Source organism: uncultured Parasphingorhabdus sp., from assembly GCF_963975735.1.
Lineage (GTDB): Bacteria > Pseudomonadota > Alphaproteobacteria > Sphingomonadales > Sphingomonadaceae > Parasphingorhabdus.
The window spans coordinates 79,166-100,167 of record NZ_CAXBIA010000005.1; the positions used below are offsets into that span (position 1 = coordinate 79,166).

The window sequence follows — 21,002 nt, forward strand, 5'->3', positions numbered from 1 at the left end:
CAGAAGGAGCAACAGATTTTCAAGCAAAAGTGGCATAGTTCATTCTCCCTGTGGCGCTTTGGCATCAGCTTGTGATGCGCCATTGGCAGCGCCGATCCGGAATTCAATCCGGCGATTTTTTGCGTCAGCCGCAGCGTCCGATCCCGTTGCGCGCGGTCGCGCTGATCCATATCCTTTAGCGGTGATCAGGCTTGCAGGAATTCCGCGCTCGACCAGACCGGCCTTGATGCGATCAGCCCGCTCCTGCGACATGATCCGGTTGACGGCGCTGTCACCATTGTCATCGGTATGGCCTTCGACCGCTATCGACAGGCCCGCACAGTTTTTCAAAGCACTGGCGAGTTCATCGAGAATCTTGTTGGATTGCGGCGACACATAAGCGCTACCGGAACGGAAACTGATTTTCCTGCTTTCGAGAATCTTGTCGACACCATTTTGACATTTGGTAACCTCTTCCGGGTTGCCCGAGTCTACAGCCGGCGCGATGTCATTGCCGTCGTCAGCGGTCCCGGCATCTTCCTCGCCTTTCCAGCTTGCACCGGAAACGCCAGAGATGGCTGTGACCACGCCAAGGGCTTCCTGTTTCATATCGTCGGGCATGTCGCCATCCAGAACGGCGCTGCGCGACAGGGGATCGCGGCTGAAGCTGACGCTTGTGTTATCCAGACCCCGTGCGGCCAATTCTGTCTCTGCCTGTTGCTCCAGACCGGAAATGAACTTCTCGCCGGTCACGAAATGGCCAGCCAGTGCCAACACCACCGTCGCCGCTACACCGGTCAATATCTTGCCTCGGAATTCCATAGCTAACCTCAGTCCCTTTTCGGCCCAACGCCATTTTCTCGAAATGATTGAGCAAAATGGCGGATAATGAAGCGCGAGTCCAGTTAGGACGCTCCACCATCCGAAGGCTTTTCCCTTGAAACTGTTCCTATATGATACAAAAGGTTACCAAATTAGGTTAATTTCGATAACTATTTCTGGCTATCGTGTTGTCCTCCCCTCTTTTCAGCCGCTGTTGCTGCTGGCCAGATCGTTGAGCTTGCGGAATTCCTGACGCCAGTAATCCCCGCCATTGCCGCTGAGCAATCCGATGTTCCGGAAATCATAGTCGCCGAGATATTTGTCGCCGCGCAGCTTCTGGCCAAAGGCAGCAACCGCGACGGCAAAAGCCATGTCCCCGCTCGGGCGGCTTGCCGAGCGCAGGTCCTGCGCCGCGATCGATCGGGTGATCAGTCGCGACTTGTCCTCCTCGGGCAATTTGTAGCGCAGCTTGACCTGCGCCATTTCGCCGTTGAAATCGGATTGCCGTTCAACCACCCGGTTGGCCGGATAGCGCCGTTCGGGAAGCCAGCCGGATGCGTTGGTCGGCATGACTTCATAAAGCGCGGTGACCTGATGACCGGCACCGATATCACCGGCGTCGATCTTGTCATTGGCAAAATCCTCCTCGGCGAGCAGGCGGTTTTCATAGCCGATCAGGCGATATTCCTTCACATGCGCCGGATTGAACTCGATCTGGATTTTGACATCCTTGGCGATGGTGAACAGGGTAGAACTGAGCTCGGATCCCAGCACTTTGCGGGCCTCCATCGCACTGTCGATATAGGCATAATTGCCGTTGCCGACATTGGCGATGCCCTCCATCAACTCGTCGCGGATATTGCCGCTGCCATAGCCGAGCATGGTCAGCGTCACGCCGCTCTTGCGCTGCTCGGCGACATATTTCTTGAGCTCGTCGGTGTTCGATGTGCCGACATTGAAATCACCGTCGGTGGCCATGATGATCCGGTTGATCCCGCCGTCGAGGAAATTGCCGCGAGCGGTCGAATAAGCCAGTTTGAGCGCGTCGCCGCCGGCGGTTGACCCACTGGCCGAGAGGCAATCGACCGCCTGTTTGACATAGTCCTTGTTCGAGGTTGGCGCGAGCAACAGGCCGACCGTGCCGGAATAGACCACGATCGAAACCCGGTCGTCGCTACGCAGTTCATTGGCAAGCGCGGTCAGAGTCGATTTGACCAGTGGCAGCTTGTCCTGGCTGTTCATCGATCCGGACACGTCGACCAGAAAAACCAGATTGGCGCGGGGCCGTTCGTTGCTGTCGACATCATAGCCGCGCAGGCCGATTCTCAGCAGCCGGCTGGCGTCATTCCACGGGGTTGTGGAAATGTCGGTGGAGACGCTGAACGGCGTGTCGCGGTTTTGCGGTCTTAGATAATCATAGCGGAAATAATTGATCATCTCTTCGGTCCGCACAGCCGCTTCCGGCGGCAGCCGTCCTTCATTCAGAAAGCGCCGGACATTGGAATAGCTGCCGGTATCGACGTCGACGGCGAAGGTGGAAACCGGTTCGTCGGCGACACGCTTGATGCTGGCGACTTCCTTGCCGTCATAGCGTTCGCGATCCTGCGGCCGGGCTTGGGGATAAGGCAGCGGTCGGGGGTAGGGATAGGGCGCCATGCTGCGTTCGGCGGCCATCGCGCCGCTGGCCACGGCCTTGCCGGTTGTCACGATTTGTGACGAGGGCGGCGGAGGCGGAGGTGGTGCCACAGAGGGCGAGGCGCGCAGCGCGCCGGTCGGCCGATTGCTGTAGCGATCATCGTTGATCCGCGAGAATATGCTGCAGTTTACCGGATGGTGAGGGGCCGGACGGGCGATCGAACGCGCGTCGAGTGACGGTGTAGCGGATGTCAGCGCAAGGCCGGCAACGGCCAGCACCGAAAGGCTTTTTCCTGGAAAATTGAAATGCCGCATAATTCCCTCCATTGTTCCGACCCGACCGCAAAGCTGACAGATCATGTCTGACTGGAAAATGAACGCATGATATGTTGTTACATACATCGGGATGCTGGATTGACCGGGAAAACGCGTGGCCAGGCCCTCGACAATGGGGCGCGGCATTGCCCTTCCAGCCGATACAGATAGAATGATTTACATTCCTTATCCATCAGATAAGATACGATTTTCAGGGGAGAACTGCTGTGACTGCAAAGAAAATGACACAAAGATATTCTGGCCGGATGGCGGTCGCATTATTGGCGGGCGTTTTCGCTGCCCAGCCTGTTCTGGCGCAAGAGGGTGCCGCGCTGACAGCGCACCAGCAACTGGCGCGTGATATATACCGCGATGTCATCGCCTTTCGGACTGCGCGCGGTCAGGAACAGGTTCCGGCGATGGTCTCCTATCTTGTCGACCGCTTCAAGAAGGCGGGATTCGGCGACGATGATATCCAGATCACCGATTATGACAGCGACGGTGAAAAAACCCAGGGGCTGATGGTTACCTATCGCGCAAAAGCCGGCAGCACCGACAAGCCGATTGTCCTGCTCGGCCATATGGACGTGGTCGACGCGCTGGCAAAGGACTGGGTGCGTCCGCCCTTCACCCTGACCGAAGAGGACGGCTATTTCTTCGGCCGCGCCACGATGGACAACAAATATGGCATCACAAATCTGACATCGACTTTCCTCCGGCTCAAGGCGGAGGGCTGGCAGCCGTCGCGCGACCTGGTTCTGGTCTTTTCGGGCGACGAGGAAACCGGCATGGTCTCGACCGAGGCACAGGCAAAATATGTGGCGGAAAATATCGATCCGGCCTTCATCCTGAACAGCGATGCCGGCGGGGTCTCTCTGGCGGAAGATGGAACGCCGGTCGCGTTCCAGGTACAGTCTGCGGAGAAGACCTACGCCACGTTCGAACTGACCGTGAATAATCCCGGTGGTCATTCATCCCGCCCGCGCGCGGACAATGCGATCTATGAACTGGCCGAGGCGCTGGGCAAGATCGCGGCCTATAAATTTCCGGTACAGGCGACGGATTTGACCAGAAGCTATTTTGCCACAGCCGGCAAACTGACTCCTGGCGAGATGGGGCAGGCAATGCTGCGCTTCGCGGCGGACCCGTCGGACGCTTCGGCGATTGCGATCCTGCAGGCCGATCCGGAGTCCGTCGGCACGCTGGGAACGACCTGTGTCGCCACCATGTTGCAGGCCGGCCACGCAGAAAATGCCCTGCCGCAATCCGCGACGGCAACCGTCAATTGCCGGATTTTTCCGGGAGTGGGAGCTGCCGCGACAGAGGCGAAGCTGAAAGAGATCATCGGCAATGACAATGCCAGCTTCAAGCTGATCACCGATGTGACGGAAAGTCCCGAATCCGAACTCCGCGACGATGTCAGAGCGGCGATCCGCTACAGTATCGACAAGCGCTATCCGGGGCTGCCGATCCTGCCATATATGGAGTCGGGCGGCACCGACGGCATGCATTACCGCGCGCTGGGCTACGACACGGTGGCGCTTTCGGGTGCCGCGATGAAAGCCTCCGACATGTTCGCCCATGGCCTGAACGAACGCCTGCCGGTTGCGTCATTCTATGGCGGGCTGGATCACTGGTACTGGATCCTGAAGAAGCTGGCGGAGTAAGGGCGGGTCTCGGACGAATGCGCTTTCTCCCTCGAGGCTGGTTCGATTGCGTCGGTTAATTCTGCAAGAGGCTTTATATGAAAATCTGTAACTCCCGAATTTCCCGTCTGTTTGGCGGATTGTCAGCCGGGGTGCTCCTGGCAATGGCCAGCGCGCCCGCTTCCGCTCAGGACAATCCCGAGCGGCAATGGTCGCACAAGGACTGGCATGCCGAATATAGGGACGGCCGATGCGCCATCTCGACCGGTGGCGACGGGTCGGGCTGGTTCCGCATCGAATTGGAAAAGGGTGGCCTCAATAGCTCTGCCAGTTATTTGCCGATTGTTTATAGCAGCGAACCTCTGCCGCTGCGGGAGGACGACAAATTCGCGCTGATCATCGACAACAGCCTGGTGGGCGTCGGCGAGGAAATGTCTTATTACGACGGCCCGGACGCTTATGGCCGCTTCATGGTCGGTGCGTCGCTGCCCGGCGGTTTTGTCCCCGATCTGATCACCAAAATGCGCAAGGGCGATAATCTGTCGGTGCGGGTCGAGCATAGCGGGGAGGTGAACGTGATCGTCGACGACTTCTCGCTGTCCGGCTTTACCGCCACCTATCTCAAGATCGCCCATTGGTGCGACTTCGATCCGGATAATCTGTTCCGGTCTTGAGGGATCAGGCTACCGCTTGGGCCATAATAATAGCGCTCGAACTTGATCTAGGTTATTGAACAAACCAAGAACATACCCTACGGTCGGGATATGTCCAAACTCTCCCGATCCGAAAAACTGGCGATTCTTGCGGACGCCGCAAAATATGATGCGTCCTGCGCGTCGAGCGGCTCTGTAAAGCGCAATTCCGCGAAATCGGGGGGCATCGGGTCGACCGGCGGCATGGGCATCTGCCACAGCTATGCGCCGGACGGCCGCTGCATCTCGCTTCTGAAAATCCTGATGACCAACTATTGCATGTTCGACTGTCTCTATTGCATCAACCGCTCGTCGAGCAATGTGCGGCGCGCCGCATTCACGGTGCAGGAGATCGTCGACCTGACGCTCGATTTTTACAAGCGCAATTATATCGAGGGGCTGTTCCTGTCCTCCGGCATCATCCGCAGTCCGGATTATACGATGGAGCAACTGGTCGAAGTCGCGCGACGGCTGCGGGTTGTCCATCGTTTCGGCGGCTATATCCATCTCAAAACCATTCCCGAGGCCGACCCGGAGCTGCTCAAACAGGCCGGGCAATATGCCGACCGCCTGTCGATCAATATCGAACTGCCCGACGATGAGTCGATCGCGCGGCTGGCGCCCGAAAAAGACGGCAAGCTGATCCGCCGATCCATGGATAATCTCGGCAAGCGGGTGCGCGAAGCAAAGGCCGAACGCAAGACCTCTCGCAAGGCGCCGCTGTTCGCACCGGGTGGCCACAGCACCCAGATGATCATCGGCGCCGACGCTTCCGACGACGCCAAAATCCTGACGACCAGCGATGGCCTCTACGGCAGCTATGGTTTGAAGCGCGTCTATTATTCCGCCTTCAGCCCGATTCCCGACTCCAGCAGCAATTTGCCGGTGCAGGCGCCGCCTTTGCTGAGAGAGCACCGTCTCTATCAAGCCGACTGGCTGCTGCGCTTCTACGGCTTTTCCGTCGCGGAAATCATGCAGGGCGGCAGCGCGGGCCAGCTCGACCTCAACATCGATCCGAAGCTCGCCTGGGCGCTGCAAAACCGCGCGCGCTTTCCGGTCAATATCAATCTGGCCGATCAGGAAAGCCTGCTGCGCATTCCCGGACTGGGCGGCAAGGGAGTAGGCAAGATACTCCAGGCCCGCCGGTTCACCGCCTTGCGCCTGACCGATCTCGAACGTATCTGCCAGTCGGTGAAGAAGATATTGCCGTTTATCACCACGGCGGACTGGCATCCGGGCAAGCAGCTGGATTCGCTGAATCTCTACGACCGGCTGAAACCGCCACCCGAACAGCTCAGTCTGTTTCCCGCCTGACGGTCGTGAATATGGTGCCAGATTTCAGCAGCGGCAATGCACCCGCTAAAAGCATCTACCGGATATCGCTCTCCAGCGAAGTCGATCTGGATGGCTGGCGCGACCATGCGCGGCGGCTGTTGCAGGCAGGTATCGCGCCGGAACAGGTAATCTGGACGGTCGAAGGGCGTAGCACCAGCGGCGAACTTGATCTGTCTCCACCCGCCGCCTTGCCGGAGCAGTGCCGCGATCAAATTGCGCGCCAAGTCCGCATTTCAAAGACTTTGCTCTCGCTGATCAACACCGCTCTGCTGCACAGCAATGAAGATCGGTTCGATCTCGCTTACCGTCTCCTCTATCGCGCTCAGTCCGTTCCGAGCCTGCACCGCAATCCCGCTGATGCCGACGTGCTGAAACTCAACCGCTACGCCAAGGCGATCCGCCGCGATATCCACAAGATGCACGCCTTTGTCCGCTTCCGCAAAATCGGTGACAGCGAGGGCCGCGAGCAATTTGTCGCGTGGTTCGAACCGGACCATCACATCACCGAAGCGGTAGCCCCGTTTTTCCGCAACCGCTTCACCGGCATGGACTGGCTGATCGTCACCCCCGGCGCGAGCATCGCCTGGGACGGGCAGAAGCTCTCGGTCGGCCCCGGCGGCTGCAAGGAAGACGTGCCGCAGGAAGATGTGGTCGAGGCCGAATGGCGGACCTATTATGCCAATATTTTCAATCCCGCCCGGGTCAAGATCAGCGCGATGAAGTCCGAAATGCCGATGAAATACTGGAAAAACCTGCCGGAAGCGGAGCTTATTCCGTCGCTGCTGGAGCAGGCCGGCATGCGGGTCGAGGCGATGGTGGCGGGCGCGCAGGCAGATATGCTATTTGACCCGAGGATGGATGAACCGGCCGCAAGTCTGCCGACCTCTCTGGATCAGCTCTATGCGCTGCTGGAACAGGAACCGGACGCGCCAAGAGAAAAATTCTCCGACCGGCTGGTACGCGGTATCGGGCCGGACCATGCTGACATCATGATCATCGGCGAGCAGCCCGGCGATCAGGAAGACAGGGAGGGCAAGCCTTTCGTCGGACCGGCGGGCCAGTTGCTCGACCGTGCGCTGGAGCAAGCCCATATCGACCGGCAGCAGACCTTCCTCACCAACGCCGTCAAACGCTTCAAATTCACCCCGCGCGGCAAGCGGCGCATCCACGAAACACCCAATGCCGGCGAGATCAATTACTATCGCTGGTGGGTCGAACAGGAAATAAGGCTGGTCAATCCGAAGCTGGTGGTGGCGCTCGGCGCAACCGCCGCCCGCAGTCTGGCCGGGAAGGCTGTCACAATCTCCCGTCACCGCGGCGAGATCTTGTCCAGCGCAGAAGACCGTTCAATCCTGATAACCGTGCACCCGTCCTATCTGCTGCGCATCCCCGACGAGCAGGGGCGACAGGTCGAATATGCAAAATTTGTCCGTGACTTGGAGCTGGCGATAGATTTTATGCGCTGAAGCAAGCTGGGCTTGTCGCGACTTCGGCTATTATGCTGCCAGCCCACGCTGCAAATCCAGGCCGCTCGGTTCCTGGAAGGGGCGCAGCCCGAATTCGGGCAGGATCGCCAGCATATGGTCGAAAATATCCGACTGGATATCTTCATAGGCGTTCCAGTCGGTCGTGTTGGTGAAACAGTAAATCTCGATCGGCAATCCCTGCGTCGTCGGGTCGAGCTGGCGCACGAGCAACGTCATGCCGTCGGCAATATGGCTGTTGGCGCGCAGATATTCGACGACATAGGCGCGGAATGTGCCGATATTGGTGACGCGGCGGGCGTTGACCTCGTCGCGCCCGGCTTTCTCGATCGCGGCATTCCATTCGCCGAGTTCGGCCTGCTTGTGGCCGAGATATTCGTCGAGCAGCTGGAAACGGCGAAACCCGTCCTTTTCATCGCGCGTCAGAAAACGGATGCCGTTCTGGTCGATGAAGAGCGACCGTTTGATCCGTCTCCCGCCCGCTTCGGCCATGCCACGCCAGTTCTTGAAGCTCTCCGAGATCAGGCGATGGGTGGGAATGGTGGTGATCGTCTTGTCCCAGTTCTGCACCTTGACCGTGTGCAGCGCGATATCGATGACATCGCCGTCGGCATTCAGCGCCGGCATCTCGATCCAGTCACCGACGCGCAGCATGTCGTTCGAGGTCAGCTGCACCGAGGCCACCAGCGACAGCAAAGTGTCCTTGAATACCAGCAGCACGACCGCTGCCATCGCGCCGAGGCCCGACAGGAGAAGCAATGGCGATTCATCCATCAGCGCCGCTATGATCAGGATCGTCGCGCCGACATAAAGGATGATCTTGAGCAGCTGGATATAGCCTTTGATCGGCCGGGTCGCGGAGCTCGGCCGATGGTCGTAAATGTCATTGGCGAGCGTGAGCGCCTTGCTGAGCGCCATCCCGATGAACAGGATGATCGAGGCGGACACGACGTTGCTGACCAGAGTGACCACCGGCGTCGACAAGTGGGGAACCGCGCCAATACCGTTCGAGATGATAAGCGCCGGCACGATATTGGCCAGCCGTGCCGCAACCGGTACCGGCGTGATGTCGTCATAGGGCATCCAGCGCGTGACGACCCGCAGCACGATATGCTTGATGATGAAGTTGGCGATCCACGCAATGGCGAGGAGTATGCAAATTCCGACCAGCGTTTGGCCCGAGGGCGCGAGGTTGGGAAGGAAGGGGATGCTGTCTATGATGGAGAGGCTTTCGCTCTGGAACTGCTGCATGGTGTCATGCCCGCAAGGGTGCGGGCTCTGTCTCCGTTTTGGGGGATGTGAGGCGAGGGCGAATTATGACCGGCGGCACCGTCAGTGTCAACCGAAGCGACTCACGACGTTTCGCCTTTCGACATCCTGTTCCCGGTGCTATTAAATATCATTAATCAGCCCCGCCAATGGTCAGGAGATATATGACTTTCTTCAACACCGAACTGACCTTGCTCATATTGGGTGTCATTCTCCTTACCACCGTTCTCGCCGGGACCTTGTCCAGCCGGTTCGGCTTTCCCGCCCTGATCGGATTTATCGGTCTCGGTATCCTGGCCGGCGTCGAAGGGCCCGGCGGCTTCTATTTTGAAAATTTCGAACTGACCCAGGGGATCGGCATCGCCTGTCTGCTGTTCATCCTGTTCTCTGGCGGCATGGGCACCGCCTGGCGCGACGTCCGGCGCATGGCGGCACCGGCTTTGCTGCTAGCCACCATCGGGGTTCTGATCAGCGCGGGAATTGTCGCGCTTTCCGCGATCTTCATATTGGGTTTCGGTCCGCTGCAAGGTGCCTTGTTGGGCGCGGTGATCGCCTCGACCGATGCGGCGGCGGTCTTTGCCGTGCTGCGTTCATCGGGGCTCGATCTGCATGGCGACGTCCCGGCGCTGATCGAAACCGAGTCCGGCTCGAACGATCCCATGGCCATATTCCTGGTCGGGGCGATTCTGTTTCTGATAGAAAGTCCCTCTGCCTCTCCGCTGCAGCTTGCGCCCGATTTCGTCATCCAGATGGTGATGGGCACGATAGTGGGTGTCGGCGTCGGATTTGCCATGCCGGAAATCCTGAAACGCGGCGGCTATCAGCAAGGCGGTCTGGCCTTTGTCATTTCGATAGCAGCCGCCCTGATCGCTTTCGGACTTGCCGAAGTGCTGGCCGGCAACGGTTTTCTGGCCAGCTATCTCGCCGGTATCGTGGCCGGGAACAGGACTTATGCGGCGAAAAAGACCGTGTCCGGCTTTCAGGACGGCATGGCCTGGCTGTCCCAGGTGGTGATGTTCTTCACGCTCGGACTGCTGGTCACACCGTCAAATCTGGTTCCGGTGATCATCCCCGGACTTTCGATTACCTTCATCCTGATGTTCGTTGCCCGGCCGCTGAGCGTCTTCATCTGCCTCGCGCCCTTCCGCCAGTTTGACTGGCGATCCAAGCTGTTCGTGTCCTGGGCCGGTCTGCGCGGCGCGGTACCGATTGTCCTTGCGACATTCCCGATGGTCGCGGGCGTGCCGGGGGCTTTCGCGATCTTCAATGTCGTCTTCTTCGTGGTGCTGCTGTCCAGCGTCATCCAGGGGCCGACGATCAAATGGGCGGCCGACCGGCTCGGGGTCAGAAGCTGATCATCGACAGTCTGCCCCGGGCGCGACCGGTCTAGAAACCGAAGCCGACGGAAAAACCGATCGCGGTTTCGGCAAGGCGGATATTCGCTTCGCCGCCGCCAAAGGGTGCGGGGATCGATCCGGAGCCGTAAACCGTCTGGCGCGGCGCGCGCATCGCGTAACCGGTGATCTCCAGATTGTCGGATGCCTTGATTGTCGCGCCCAATGTATAATGATCGCGGACCACGCCCGGCGCTAATATGTTGAGCAATGTCTCCGACTGCGGGACCGGGTTGTCGGAGCGGCCATAGCCTGCGCGCAGGGTCAGCTTGTCGCTGGCCTGATAGACCGCGCCGACCTTCCACACGTCGATATCGTCCCAGCCGAAGCCGGGGCCGTTGTCCGCGCCAAAGGGGACGCCCTGCAACAGCGACGCAATCGGATTGCCTACCGAGTTCACGCCCGAATATTCGATATGCTTGAAATCCACACCCAATGTCAGCTTCGGCGTCGCGTCGACCGAAACGCCCGCGCCCCAGGATGCAGGCATGTTGAAGCCGCCCTGTTCGGCGAACAATCCGGCATAGCGGTCAAACTCGGTGGTCCAGACCTTCGACTGGTAGAAAGCGCCGACGCGGACATCATCGCCAAAGCTGCCGAGATAGCCGACACGGAAACCCGCGCCAAAGGCCCAGTCTTCACCGCGGTTGGTGAAATTCGCCGGGTCCTGTGAATTGGCGGCGAACGGCTGGATGCCCTCGACCTCAAAGCTTTGCACGACGAAATGCGGCGACAGGCCAAGGCTCTGGCCCTCGGCAAATTCCACCGCAATGGTTGGCGCAATCGAAATCTGCCGCAGGTTCACGCCCGCCGGACCGGTCGCGCCGAAACTGGCGAAGGGGTTGGTCTCGTAATCGGTGTTCATGCCGCCATTGCCGTTGACCGCAATCCCGATCGACACCGTGTCCGACAGCGGCCGGACATAGGCAAATTCGGGCAGGATGAAGGGATTGGCGCCATTGCCGGAATAAGCACCGTCGAGCCCTGCTTGATTACCGACAATCTCGGCTCCGCGATCAGGGATGAAAACTTCGAAGCCGACATCCAGCCGGTGTTCGATGACAGTCGCCGAAGCCGGGTTGCTGGCGATCGAGAAAGCATCCTGAGGCATCGCAATAGCCACGCCGCCCGCGCCCTTGGCCTTGGCACCGACACCGTTGAGGAAATAGCCGTCCGTCGCCTGCGCCGCACCCGGCATGCAGAGCGCCGCGCCTGCGAGCAGGATACTGGCCAGCGAACGGATCCGGCGATTGGCGGCAGGGGTAGTGAAACGGGACATGACTATATTACTTTCTTTTGGTGCATCGGCGGAACGGGAGAGGGTGTTCGCCGGAGCGCGTCCCTAGCGATCCCGACCCGCGCCCAGCAAGTAAGCATTGGTTGCCGGTGGCGTAGCTTAGCTTGGCGGGGTTGGAGCGTCTTTCGCTGATGACAAGCGGGACCGAAGCAATTAACAGGCACCGATGGATTCGATCCGCACTTTGATCAGCCGCAACGGCACGCTGGCAGCTTGTCTGCTCGCTGCGACTTTGCTGTTCAAGTTGCTGGTTCCGGCCGGCTATATGGTGTCGAGCGACAATATGGTGTTGACCGTCATCATCTGCTCCGATTCCACCGGCGAACAGCTCACTCGCGAGATATCGGTCCCGATGAAAGGGTCCGCCGGTGCGGAGCATGAAAAGGGCAAGAACGATTGCCCTTATACCGGTTTGGCAAAAAGCGCGGTTGCTGGCGTGGACCTCGCGCTGCTGGCTTCGGCCATCGCTTTTGTTCTGGCGCTCGCATTCGCGCCGCAGATATCGTCCGGGGCAAGCGATACGCCACGCCTGCGCCCGCCCTCCAGAGGGCCACCGCTGGCTGCCTGACGCAGCTACTCGGCAAAATCCAATGCGCAAAAACGGTGGCGGACCGGCAAGGTCCGTATCGCCATGCGCCATTCATCTAGCCCGATCCGGCTGCGTTCGAACCGCAATATCATGTTTGAACCCATCAATATCGGATACCCATAATGAAGATTTCCTATCCTGCGCTGGCCGCAGGCCTCCTGTTTGCCGTCAATGCCGTCCCCGCTCTGGCCGAAGTATCAGAAGAGGGCAGCGACGCTTCTACAGCCGCCATAAGCAAGCCCGACACCAGCTTCTCGGTCGGCGAAATCGTCGTCACCGCGCGCGGCATGGCCGGCAGCACCGACAATGTCCTGACTTCGGTCGACCGGCTGGGCGGTGACATCGCGCAAAATGCCGATGTCGACAATGTCTACGAACTGATCGGCCGGATGCCGGGCATATTGGTGACCGACTTTAACCAGGGCACGACCAGCGGCAAATTTTCGATGCGCGGCTTCAATGGCGAGGGCAATATCAACGCGGTCAAGCTACTGATCGACGGCATCCCCTCGAACAGCAACGACGGCAATATGCCCTATATCGATATGGCCTTTCCGCTGAACATTGCCGGTATCGAGGTGGTCCGCGGCACCTCCGACCCGCGCTATGGCCTGCATGCCATTGCCGGCAGCGCCAATATCATCACCCGCTCCGGCGGCACCTATGTCGACGCGCGGGGTTCGGTCGGCAGTTACGACAGTTTCGAAGGGCAGCTGGTCGCCGGACTGGAAAGCGGCAATATCACGCAAAATTACCAGATCGCCTATCGCGAGAGCGACGGCTATCGCGATCATAGCGACAGCCAGCGGTTCAGCCTGTCCGGCAAATGGGGGCTGGCGCTGGACGAAAACGTCAAGCTGAGCGCCATCGCGCGCTATTATGATGCGGACGCGGAAGAGCCCGGCTATCTGACTTTCGCCGATAGCCGTTCCAACCCGCGCATGACCAACGACTATAACGAGTCCGACGGCGATTCCCGCGGTCTGCAACAATATGCGCTGACGCTCGATGCCGCCCTGTCCGACCGGCTCGACTGGTCGAACATGGCCTATTACAACCGCTTCCGCGACGATCGTTTTGTCAAATTCTCCGCCGGAGCCTCGCAGCAGCGCCGCCTGACGCAGGAAGACCAATATGGTGTCTCCACCGCGCTCCACTGGCATGGCGATCTGTCCGGCGTAGCATTGATGCTGGAGGCAGGCGGCAATATCGAATGGCAGGACAATCGCTCGGCCCGCTGGCTCTCGGTCGAACGCGTGCCGACCAGCCAGACCCGCGACCAGCAGTTCGACCTTTCGGTCGGCGGCGCCTATGTCCAGGCGATCATCGAACCGGCGAACTGGCTGCGAATCACGCCCGCCTATCGGATCGACTGGGTCGGCGGCGATTTCAACAATTTGCTCAGCGATACGTCCGCGCCGACCAATGATTATGGCAGCATCGACCAGCCGAAACTGTCGGTGGCCATTTTCCCGAGCGATGGTGTCACCCTCTATGGCAACTGGGGCAAGACCTTCCAGATTGGTCTGGGGTCCGGAGCCTATCTGATCCCGCCGCGCCAGATCGATCTGGCCCCGTCGATCAACAGCGGCTGGGAACTGGGCGCAAAATATCAGCTGGGTGACAGGGTAGAGGCGCGTGTCGCTTATTGGGAGCAGAGCGCCACCGGAGAAATCGCCCGCAAGCTCAACGATCCGCTGGGCGATTTCGAGAATGTCGGCGGCACCGACCGCAATGGCGTCGATGTGCAGTTGCGCGTCAAGCCGATGGCGGGCCTGTCTTTGTGGGGCGCATTGTCCTGGCAGAAGGCCGTTATATCGGTGCCATCGCCGGCGACGCCGGAACTGGCCGGCAACGAAATCAACCACACGCCGCGCTGGCTCTGGTCCGGCGGTATCGAATATTCTCCGCTGGAGCCGCTCACCCTGTCGCTAACCGGGCGCGGGCAATCCTCTTACTATCTCACCACCGCCAATGCGGAGGGCAAATGGGGTGATCTGAACATATTCGACGCCAGCATCGCCTATCGGCTGAACCAGAATGTCGAACTCGGTCTGACGGTCAAGAACCTGGGCGACAGCTATTATGAATATGTCTGGTGGGACGGTTCGCAGACGCTGCACAGCCCGGCCAATGGCCGCAACGTCACCGCCAGCGCCCGGCTGCGCTTCTGATGCAGATCAGAGGAGACCGGCTGCGCCGCGCGGTGCGCGCGCTCCATCTGTGGTTGGGGCTGGGCATCGGCGGCCTGCTGGTCTTGCTCGGCCTGACCGGTTCGGTCCTCACCTTCTACCCGGAACTGGATGCTTTGCTGCATCCGGATATCCGGGTGGAGGCCGGCGCGCCCGACTGGGACCGCGCGCTGAACACGGTTCGTCAGGCCTATCCGGAAAAACAGGGACCGTGGCGGTTTGAAGTGACCGGCAAGCCCGGCGCGATCCCCGCGCGCTATTATAATCCACCGGAGCGGGCCGGCCATGATTTCCGGCCGATGATGGTCTGGCTTTCCCCCGATGGCTCGCAGCTACTGCGCCGCGACTATTGGGGCGAATATGCGGTGACCTTCATCTATGATCTGCATTACCGGCTGTTGCTCGGGGAGACCGGCGGTACCGTGCTCGGCTGGCTGGGCTTCGTCCTGCTCGCGCTGTTGCTCAGCGGTATATGGGCCTGGTGGCCCAAAGGTTCCTGGCGAAAGGCACTGCGGCTCAAACCCGGCGCCCATCCGCACCGCAGCCTGCGGGATTGGCACAAGCTTACCGGACTGTCCGGCCTGGTGTTTCTGCTGATCCTGACGGTGACCGGGATCATGCTGGCGCTGCCGGAGGAAAGCGACACGGTGCTCGCCTCGATCGGATTGCCGGTCGACCCGATGCCCCATGTTCATTCCGCCTCAACCCCATCCGTACAGCCGGTCAGCGTCGTCCATATCGTGCGTGCTGGCCGCGCGGCCCTGCCGCAAGCCCGCCTCGCCTGGATCGAAACACCACCGGAACAGGGCGGCCATTTCCGCCTGCGCATGCAGGTCCCCGGCGACCCCAGCTTTCGCTTCCCGCACAGCTATGTCTGGGTGGACAGCGGCAGCGCCAAGGTAGTGGCGATCCACGACGCGCGACAGGCCCGGACCGGCAGCACGATCAACAACTGGCTGCACCCGCTGCACGACGGGTCGGCCGGCGGCCTGACGGGACGAATATTGGTCGCGCTGTGCGGATTGTTGCCGAGCATATTGTTCGTAACCGGGGTACTGCGCTGGCGATCAAGGCGGCAAGGGTGAGGGTTTGCCGGACCGTAGTGGCAAGGTACCCCACCAGCGGAACGCCCTCATCCAACTTCGCCTAATCCTTCAGATAAGGCTTCGTATCCTTCTCCCTCACGGGAGAAGGTGGGAAAATGCTGTCCTACATCTGACTCAATCCGGTATGATCGAACCCGCTCCGCGCCATGGGCGGGACGGGCTCTTTGACAATCTGGATATGATCGCGGCGCTGGCGGCGGGGTGCGTGTTCCAAACGGACCGGTTTCGGCGGCAATCTGGAAGATTACACTCGATGACCGGTTGTTTTCCTACAAATGCCGGAATTCTGAGGCCTGGCGGCAAAGATTACAGAAAATAAAAGCGGATGTTTGTGTAAAGTTCACGGCACCACGCAAAATGGTCAGGCTCGCACGAAGACACGAAGCCACAAAGCGCAATCTCTTAGCGTCTTCGCGGCTTCGCGTGAATCCCATCACGCCGCTCCCGCAAACGGGCAGGCGAGAACCGCTCCTTGGCCCCAAGTTTGACAAACTTTGGAGTATAAGCGCGTCGAAAAAACTAGTTCCCGGCCTCCCGCGCAACCTCGCGCCAACCGATGTCGCGGCGGCAAAAGCCGCTCTCGAAATCAATCTGGTCGACCGCGGCATAAGCCTTGGCCTGCGCCTCGGTGGCGCTGTCGCCCAGCGCGGTGACGTTGAGCACGCGGCCGCCGCTGGCAACCAGTGCGCCGTCCACCTCGGTGGTACCGGCGTGGAATATCTTGGCGCCCTCGCGTTCGGCTCGCGCCAGATTCTGGATCTTGCCGCCTTTTTCCGGAGTGCCGGGATAGCCCTTGGCGGCCATAACCACGGTGAGCGCGGTTTCGGGGGCAAAGACCGGGGCGCTGGTCTGGGCGAGGTCGCCCTTGGCGGTGCGCATCAGCAGCTTGGCGAGATCGCTTTCCAGCCGCATCATCAGTACCTGGCATTCCGGGTCACCGAAGCGGGCGTTATATTCGATCAGCTGCGGGCCGGTCCCGGTCAGCATCAGCCCGGCGAACAGCACGCCGCTATAGGGCGTGCCCTCGGCGGCCAAGGTGTCGACGGTCGGCTGGATGATCTCGTCCATCACCTGCTGTTGCAGGGCGGCGGTGAGGACAGGGGCGGGGCTGTAGGCGCCCATGCCGCCGGTGTTCGGGCCAGTATCGCCTTCGCCGACCCGCTTGTGATCCTGCGCGGTGCCGAAGGGGACGACCGACTTGCCGTCGGTGATCGCGAAGAAACTGGCTTCCTCGCCGGTCAGAAATTCCTCGATCACCACTTCCGCGCCGGCCGCGCCAAAGCCGCCGCCGAACATGTCGGTGATCGCTGCCTCGGCTTCGTCGCGGGTCTCGGCGATGATCACGCCCTTGCCGGCGGCCAGGCCATCGGCCTTGATCACGACGGGAATGGAGAAGCCGTCGAGTGCCTTGAGCGCGTCGGCGGCGCTGCTGGTCCGGACATAGCCGGCGGTCGGGATATTGGCGCGGCTGCACAGGTCCTTGGTGAAGCCCTTGGAGCCCTCTAGCTGGGCGGCTGCCTTGTCGGGACCGAACACCGCTATGTCGGCGGCGCGCAGGCTGTTGCCAAGCCCGTTGACCAGTGGCGCTTCGGGGCCGACGACGACCAGATCGATCCGCTTGCCCTGGCAGAAGCGGACGACCGCGTCATGATCGGCGATGTCGAGCTGGACCAGCTCGGCATGTTGCGCGATGCCGGGATTTCCCGGTGTCGCGTAGAATTTCTCGAGAGAAGGGGATTGCGCCAGCTTCCAGGCCAAGGCATGTTCGCGGCCACCGGAGCCAATCAACAGGATATTCATGGACGATTCCCTCTCATTAGACGCGAAGCTCCTAGCCGAGAGCGGGCAGGGTGACAACGCCCCGCCGCTGTCGGTTTCGGAAATATCCGGAGCGCTCAAGCGGGTGGTCGAGGATCGCTTCGGCTATGTCCGGATCAGGGGCGAGATATCGGGCTTCAAACGCGCGGCCTCCGGCCATGTCTATCTGGCGCTGAAGGATGACAAGGCGGTGATCGACGGGGTGATGTGGAAGGGCAATGCCGGGCGGCTGCCGTTCCGGCCCGAGGACGGCATCGAGGTCGTGGTCTCGGGCAAGCTGACCACCTATCCCGGTCGCTCGAAATATCAGGTCGTGATCGACAAGATGGAGCTGGCGGGCGAGGGCGCGCTGATGGCCTTGTTCGAGAAGCTCAAGGCCAAGCTGCTCGCCGAGGGCCTGTTCGATCAGGACCGGAAGAAAGCGATCCCGTTCCTGCCCAAGACCATCGGCGTGGTCACATCCCCGACCGGCTCGGTGATCCGCGACATCCTGCACCGGCTCGCCGATCGCTGCCCCAGCCATGTGATCGTCTGGCCGGTGCTGGTGCAGGGCGAGGGCGCGGCAAAGCAGATATCCCACGCCATTCGCGGCTTTTCGGAGATGGCCCCGGATGGTCCGGTCGCCCGGCCCGATCTGGTGATTGTCGCCCGCGGTGGCGGGTCGATCGAGGACTTGTGGAGCTTCAACGAGGAAATCGTGGTGCGGGCGGTCGCGGATTGCACGATCCCGATCATCTCCGCCGTGGGCCACGAGACCGATACGACGCTCTGCGATTTTGCCGCCGACCTGCGCGCGCCGACGCCGACCGCCGCTGCCGAAATGGCGGTACCGGTTCGCGCGGAATGGCTGGCCACCTTGTCGGAAAGCAAGGCCCGGATGGCGCGCAGCGTGCAGCGCAGTCTAAACACCGCTCAGGAACGGCTGGAGGCGCAGCGCCGTCTGATGCCCGCATTGACCGACTTGCTCCGCCCCCATCAGCAGCGGGTGGATGAAGTGTCCGAGCGGATGAAATATGGTATGAGCCAGAATATCGCGCACGCCCGCAGCCGCTTCGAGAGAAGTGCCGGGGCTTTGCGACCGTCAATATTGCAGCAGCGGCTGACGCGTTCGCAGGAGCAGTTGAAACGGCTCGATCTGCCGGTCAGCCTGGTGCAGCGCCCGCTGGACGACGCGAAGCAGCGGCTAGACGCGCTCTGGCGGCTGGCGCAGCAAGTCTCTCCCGATGGTCCGCTGAAACGCGGCTATGCCCGCGTGTCCGGACCGGATGGCAGTCTGATCGCCAATCGCGCTGCAGCGATAAAGGCCGGCGATCTCGACCTGCACTTCCAGGACGGGACGGTCGGTGCGACTGTAACCGATGCCGCTCCTGCCAAGCCAAAGCCTGCGCCAGCCCCGCCCAGCCGAGTCAAAAAACCGTCGGATGACAGGCAGAAGGATTTATTCTAGGGGGAAATTGCGGTAGGATTGGCCGACTGTGACAATCATGACCGTAAATCGCAGGTAAAGGATCCAGGGAGTATAAACGTCCTATGTTAATGTCCAATCGCAACAAGGTGGCAAAGCTGCACTATATGCCCAACGGCTTCCGACCGCTTTCGTCCGGCGACCATGTCCTGTGTGCGGTGACCGGAGAAGCGATTCCGCTCGACGAGCTTCGCTACTGGAGCGTGGAAAAGCAGGAGCCTTATGCCACGGCGCAGATTTCCGCGCACGCCCATCTGCCGGAAAGCGAAAAGTGATCGGCGGATTGAAAACAACATTATGCGCTCTGGCGATCGCGGCAGTCGCTGCGCCAGCGGCCATCGTCCATGCCGGAACCGACGACACCGAACAGTCGGCTTTCCGCGAAGCAGTAAAATTCGGCTTTAGCGGCGAAGCAATCCAGGGCGGGGTGATGATCGGCGATGCACCGGCCGGCACCCGCAGCCTGACTTTTGACGGCGAGGCCGTCCCGTTTGACGAAGACGGCAAGTTCATCATCGCCTTCAACCGTGATGCCGGTCAGGCCGCCAATCTGGTGGCGACCCTCGACAATGGCGAGACGGTCAGAAAATTCATCAACATCGCTCCCCGTAACTGGAAGATAGAGCATGTCAGCATCAACCGCCGCGCTACCACCCGCAGCGCCGCCTTCATGGCGCGTCGCGGGCCGGAGCTGGAGCAAATCAACGCCGCTCGCTCCGTCACCAGCGACAGCAAGGGCTGGCGAGAGACCTTTGTCTGGCCGGTCAAAGGCAGAATATCGGGGCAGTTCGGATCGCAGCGCGTCTATAATGGCGATCCCGGCAGCTATCACAGCGGTATCGATATCGCCGCCCCGACCGGCACTTATTATGTAGCACCCGCTGACGGCGTTGTGACACTGGCCGCATCCAGCCCGTTCACGCTGGAAGGCAATTTGCTGATGATCGACCATGGCATGGGGCTGAACAGCGCGTTTCTGCACAGTTCGGAGATATTGGTCAAAGAAGGCCAAGCAGTGAAGCGCGGCGAACCGATTGGCCGGATCGGCTCGACCGGCAGCGCTACCGGCCCGCATCTGCACTGGTCGATGAAATGGAACAGCGCCAGAATCGACCCGATATTGCTTACCGGGCCGATGGAGTAGGTTGACGTCGTAATGCCGAAGAGTTTCTTTTGCGGTTAAGCGAGATTAAGCGTCATTCGACGACGCGTTTTATACGAAACGCTCTACCGCCATTTACCTTGGCCAGGAAACTGCCCATCGCCGCTCGTTTGATTAATATCGACGAGCCCTTCTTCGGATAAGATGATAGCATTGTGGTGTCGGTTTGTACCCATGTCGCGCCGTCATCCAGTATCAGGAACCACTTTCCTCTGCCCATTTGTTTTGCAGAAACAACGGTTAACGTGATTTCGGTAATCTGCTGATCGTCGTCATTGCCACTAAACAATTTAATGCGGGGCAGTTGAAGTCCGAATACTCCACGTTCAGCCTCCTGAACTTCCGCACGGTCTGCGACGAGCAGCTCATTATTCTTCTGAGCACTGTCCAGCTGAGCAACCTTTTGGTCGTAACATGCCAAACGTGCGGCACTGTCGGTAATGGTTTGGCATTCCACCAGGTCGTTAAAAAGTTGTGGGCGGTCAAGACCTTTGTCCTGCGCCAGAGCCGTTGGTGCCAACATGGTCAGCGACAGTCCGCCAATCATAATCAGTCGCCGCAACGACTTGTCGGATTGCTGTTTCGACATCATGTCCGAAAGTCCTTTATAGCCTATTTCATTTTTCTATAGCGCATTTTCCACGGCATATTGCAATGTAATTGCTTTGAAATTTTCCGGTCTTTCCTGCCATTTCTCCACTGTTGCCATTTTGTTACAGTTGCAACAAAAGAATCGCTGCAACCTGAACGCGCGCTTTACAGCCTCCCCGTCATGCGGCAACGAACGCCTATTCCGGTGTTA

General features: G+C 60.1%; 17 protein-coding genes. 11 read left to right on the top strand and 6 right to left on the bottom strand.

Annotated features, from left to right (window positions below; genetic code table 11):
* Positions 1-39: 39 nt before the first annotated feature.
* Together AACZ86_RS08390 and AACZ86_RS08395 are read right to left on the bottom strand one after the other, a co-directional pair.
* On the bottom strand, positions 40-801 hold the full coding sequence (locus AACZ86_RS08390; protein WP_339691330.1) for an OmpA family protein: 762 nt from the start codon (positions 799-801) through the stop codon (positions 40-42).
* Positions 802-1,005: 204 nt separating this feature from the next.
* Positions 1,006-2,751, bottom strand: a complete 1,746-nt coding sequence (locus tag AACZ86_RS08395) for a VWA domain-containing protein (RefSeq protein WP_339691333.1) — start codon at positions 2,749-2,751, stop codon at positions 1,006-1,008.
* A gap of 242 nt (positions 2,752-2,993) precedes the next feature.
* On the opposite strand from AACZ86_RS08395, the gene AACZ86_RS08400 reads away from it, so the two are divergent.
* The 4 genes from AACZ86_RS08400 (at position 2,994) to AACZ86_RS08415 (ending at position 7,890) form a co-directional block, all read left to right on the top strand.
* Positions 2,994-4,418: a M20/M25/M40 family metallo-hydrolase gene (locus AACZ86_RS08400; protein WP_339691335.1), complete on the top strand. Its 1,425-nt coding sequence runs from the start codon at positions 2,994-2,996 to the stop codon at positions 4,416-4,418.
* A gap of 77 nt (positions 4,419-4,495) precedes the next feature.
* Positions 4,496-5,071 carry a hypothetical protein gene (locus AACZ86_RS08405; RefSeq protein WP_339691337.1) on the top strand — a complete coding sequence of 192 codons (576 nt, stop codon included), beginning with the start codon at positions 4,496-4,498 and terminating at the stop codon, positions 5,069-5,071.
* A 90-nt stretch (positions 5,072-5,161) separates the two neighbouring features.
* Complete coding sequence (locus AACZ86_RS08410; protein WP_339691339.1) at positions 5,162-6,403, top strand: putative DNA modification/repair radical SAM protein; 1,242 nt, start codon at positions 5,162-5,164, stop codon at positions 6,401-6,403.
* 11 nt (positions 6,404-6,414) lie between these two features.
* A complete protein-coding gene (locus tag AACZ86_RS08415) occupies positions 6,415-7,890 on the top strand; it encodes a UdgX family uracil-DNA binding protein (protein ID WP_339691341.1) in 1,476 nt (491 codons plus the stop codon).
* 30 nt (positions 7,891-7,920) lie between these two features.
* Here the strand turns inward: AACZ86_RS08415 and AACZ86_RS08420 are convergent, their stop codons facing one another.
* Complete coding sequence (locus AACZ86_RS08420; RefSeq protein WP_339691342.1) at positions 7,921-9,159, bottom strand: mechanosensitive ion channel family protein; 1,239 nt, start codon at positions 9,157-9,159, stop codon at positions 7,921-7,923.
* Positions 9,160-9,341: 182 nt separating this feature from the next.
* Here AACZ86_RS08420 and AACZ86_RS08425 point away from each other — a divergent pair, with 182 nt between their 5' ends.
* On the top strand, positions 9,342-10,532 hold the full coding sequence (locus AACZ86_RS08425; RefSeq protein ID WP_339691343.1) for a potassium/proton antiporter: 1,191 nt from the start codon (positions 9,342-9,344) through the stop codon (positions 10,530-10,532).
* A gap of 31 nt (positions 10,533-10,563) precedes the next feature.
* Here the strand turns inward: AACZ86_RS08425 and AACZ86_RS08430 are convergent, their stop codons facing one another.
* Positions 10,564-11,850: a porin gene (locus tag AACZ86_RS08430; protein ID WP_339691344.1), complete on the bottom strand. Its 1,287-nt coding sequence runs from the start codon at positions 11,848-11,850 to the stop codon at positions 10,564-10,566.
* A gap of 184 nt (positions 11,851-12,034) precedes the next feature.
* On the opposite strand from AACZ86_RS08430, the gene AACZ86_RS08435 reads away from it, so the two are divergent.
* From AACZ86_RS08435 to AACZ86_RS08445, 3 genes are all read left to right on the top strand, one after another.
* Positions 12,035-12,436 carry a DUF2946 family protein gene (locus AACZ86_RS08435; RefSeq protein ID WP_339691346.1) on the top strand — a complete coding sequence of 134 codons (402 nt, stop codon included), beginning with the start codon at positions 12,035-12,037 and terminating at the stop codon, positions 12,434-12,436.
* Positions 12,437-12,579: 143 nt separating this feature from the next.
* On the top strand, positions 12,580-14,631 hold the full coding sequence (locus AACZ86_RS08440) for a TonB-dependent receptor (protein WP_339691349.1): 2,052 nt from the start codon (positions 12,580-12,582) through the stop codon (positions 14,629-14,631).
* Positions 14,631-15,734, top strand: a complete 1,104-nt coding sequence (locus tag AACZ86_RS08445) for a PepSY-associated TM helix domain-containing protein (protein ID WP_339691352.1) — start codon at positions 14,631-14,633, stop codon at positions 15,732-15,734. Before AACZ86_RS08440 ends, AACZ86_RS08445 begins: the two co-directional genes overlap by 1 nt.
* A 540-nt stretch (positions 15,735-16,274) precedes the next feature.
* On the opposite strand, the gene purD is transcribed toward AACZ86_RS08445, so the two are convergent.
* Positions 16,275-17,555, bottom strand: a complete 1,281-nt coding sequence (purD, locus tag AACZ86_RS08450) for a phosphoribosylamine--glycine ligase (protein ID WP_339691353.1) — start codon at positions 17,553-17,555, stop codon at positions 16,275-16,277.
* Here purD and xseA point away from each other — a divergent pair.
* The 3 genes from xseA (at position 17,554) to AACZ86_RS08465 (ending at position 20,182) form a co-directional block, all read left to right on the top strand.
* Positions 17,554-19,020, top strand: a complete 1,467-nt coding sequence (xseA, locus tag AACZ86_RS08455; RefSeq protein ID WP_339691355.1) for an exodeoxyribonuclease VII large subunit — start codon at positions 17,554-17,556, stop codon at positions 19,018-19,020. The genes purD and xseA overlap by 2 nt on opposite strands.
* An 83-nt stretch (positions 19,021-19,103) precedes the next feature.
* A complete protein-coding gene (locus AACZ86_RS08460; protein ID WP_089134538.1) occupies positions 19,104-19,313 on the top strand; it encodes a DUF2093 domain-containing protein in 210 nt (69 codons plus the stop codon).
* Positions 19,310-20,182 (top strand): M23 family metallopeptidase, encoded by an 873-nt coding sequence (locus tag AACZ86_RS08465; RefSeq protein WP_339691359.1) that lies wholly within the window; start codon positions 19,310-19,312, stop codon positions 20,180-20,182. The genes AACZ86_RS08460 and AACZ86_RS08465 overlap by 4 nt, the downstream gene beginning before the upstream one ends.
* A 52-nt stretch (positions 20,183-20,234) precedes the next feature.
* Here AACZ86_RS08465 and AACZ86_RS08470 read toward each other — a convergent pair whose 3' ends face one another.
* Positions 20,235-20,792, bottom strand: a complete 558-nt coding sequence (locus tag AACZ86_RS08470) for a hypothetical protein (protein ID WP_339691360.1) — start codon at positions 20,790-20,792, stop codon at positions 20,235-20,237.
* Between the last annotated feature and the right edge of the window lie 210 nt (positions 20,793-21,002).

Bases quoted from the DNA above. Each gene is read 5' to 3' on its own strand.
- AACZ86_RS08390 (WP_339691330.1), bottom strand. From the start codon at position 801: ATGGAATTCCGAGGCAAGATATTGACCGGTGTAGCGGCGACGGTGGTG.
- AACZ86_RS08395 (WP_339691333.1), bottom strand. From the start codon at position 2,751: ATGCGGCATTTCAATTTTCCAGGAAAAAGCCTTTCGGTGCTGGCCGTT.
- AACZ86_RS08400 (WP_339691335.1), top strand. From the start codon at position 2,994: ATGACACAAAGATATTCTGGCCGGATGGCGGTCGCATTATTGGCGGGC.
- AACZ86_RS08405 (WP_339691337.1), top strand. From the start codon at position 4,496: ATGAAAATCTGTAACTCCCGAATTTCCCGTCTGTTTGGCGGATTGTCA.
- AACZ86_RS08410 (WP_339691339.1), top strand. From the start codon at position 5,162: ATGTCCAAACTCTCCCGATCCGAAAAACTGGCGATTCTTGCGGACGCC.
- AACZ86_RS08415 (WP_339691341.1), top strand. From the start codon at position 6,415: ATGGTGCCAGATTTCAGCAGCGGCAATGCACCCGCTAAAAGCATCTAC.
- AACZ86_RS08420 (WP_339691342.1), bottom strand. From the start codon at position 9,159: ATGCAGCAGTTCCAGAGCGAAAGCCTCTCCATCATAGACAGCATCCCC.
- AACZ86_RS08425 (WP_339691343.1), top strand. From the start codon at position 9,342: ATGACTTTCTTCAACACCGAACTGACCTTGCTCATATTGGGTGTCATT.
- AACZ86_RS08430 (WP_339691344.1), bottom strand. From the start codon at position 11,850: ATGTCCCGTTTCACTACCCCTGCCGCCAATCGCCGGATCCGTTCGCTG.
- AACZ86_RS08435 (WP_339691346.1), top strand. From the start codon at position 12,035: ATGGATTCGATCCGCACTTTGATCAGCCGCAACGGCACGCTGGCAGCT.
- AACZ86_RS08440 (WP_339691349.1), top strand. From the start codon at position 12,580: ATGAAGATTTCCTATCCTGCGCTGGCCGCAGGCCTCCTGTTTGCCGTC.
- AACZ86_RS08445 (WP_339691352.1), top strand. From the start codon at position 14,631: ATGCAGATCAGAGGAGACCGGCTGCGCCGCGCGGTGCGCGCGCTCCAT.
- xseA (WP_339691355.1), top strand. From the start codon at position 17,554: ATGGACGATTCCCTCTCATTAGACGCGAAGCTCCTAGCCGAGAGCGGG.
- purD (WP_339691353.1), bottom strand. From the start codon at position 17,555: ATGAATATCCTGTTGATTGGCTCCGGTGGCCGCGAACATGCCTTGGCC.
- AACZ86_RS08460 (WP_089134538.1), top strand. From the start codon at position 19,104: ATGTTAATGTCCAATCGCAACAAGGTGGCAAAGCTGCACTATATGCCC.
- AACZ86_RS08470 (WP_339691360.1), bottom strand. From the start codon at position 20,792: ATGATGTCGAAACAGCAATCCGACAAGTCGTTGCGGCGACTGATTATG.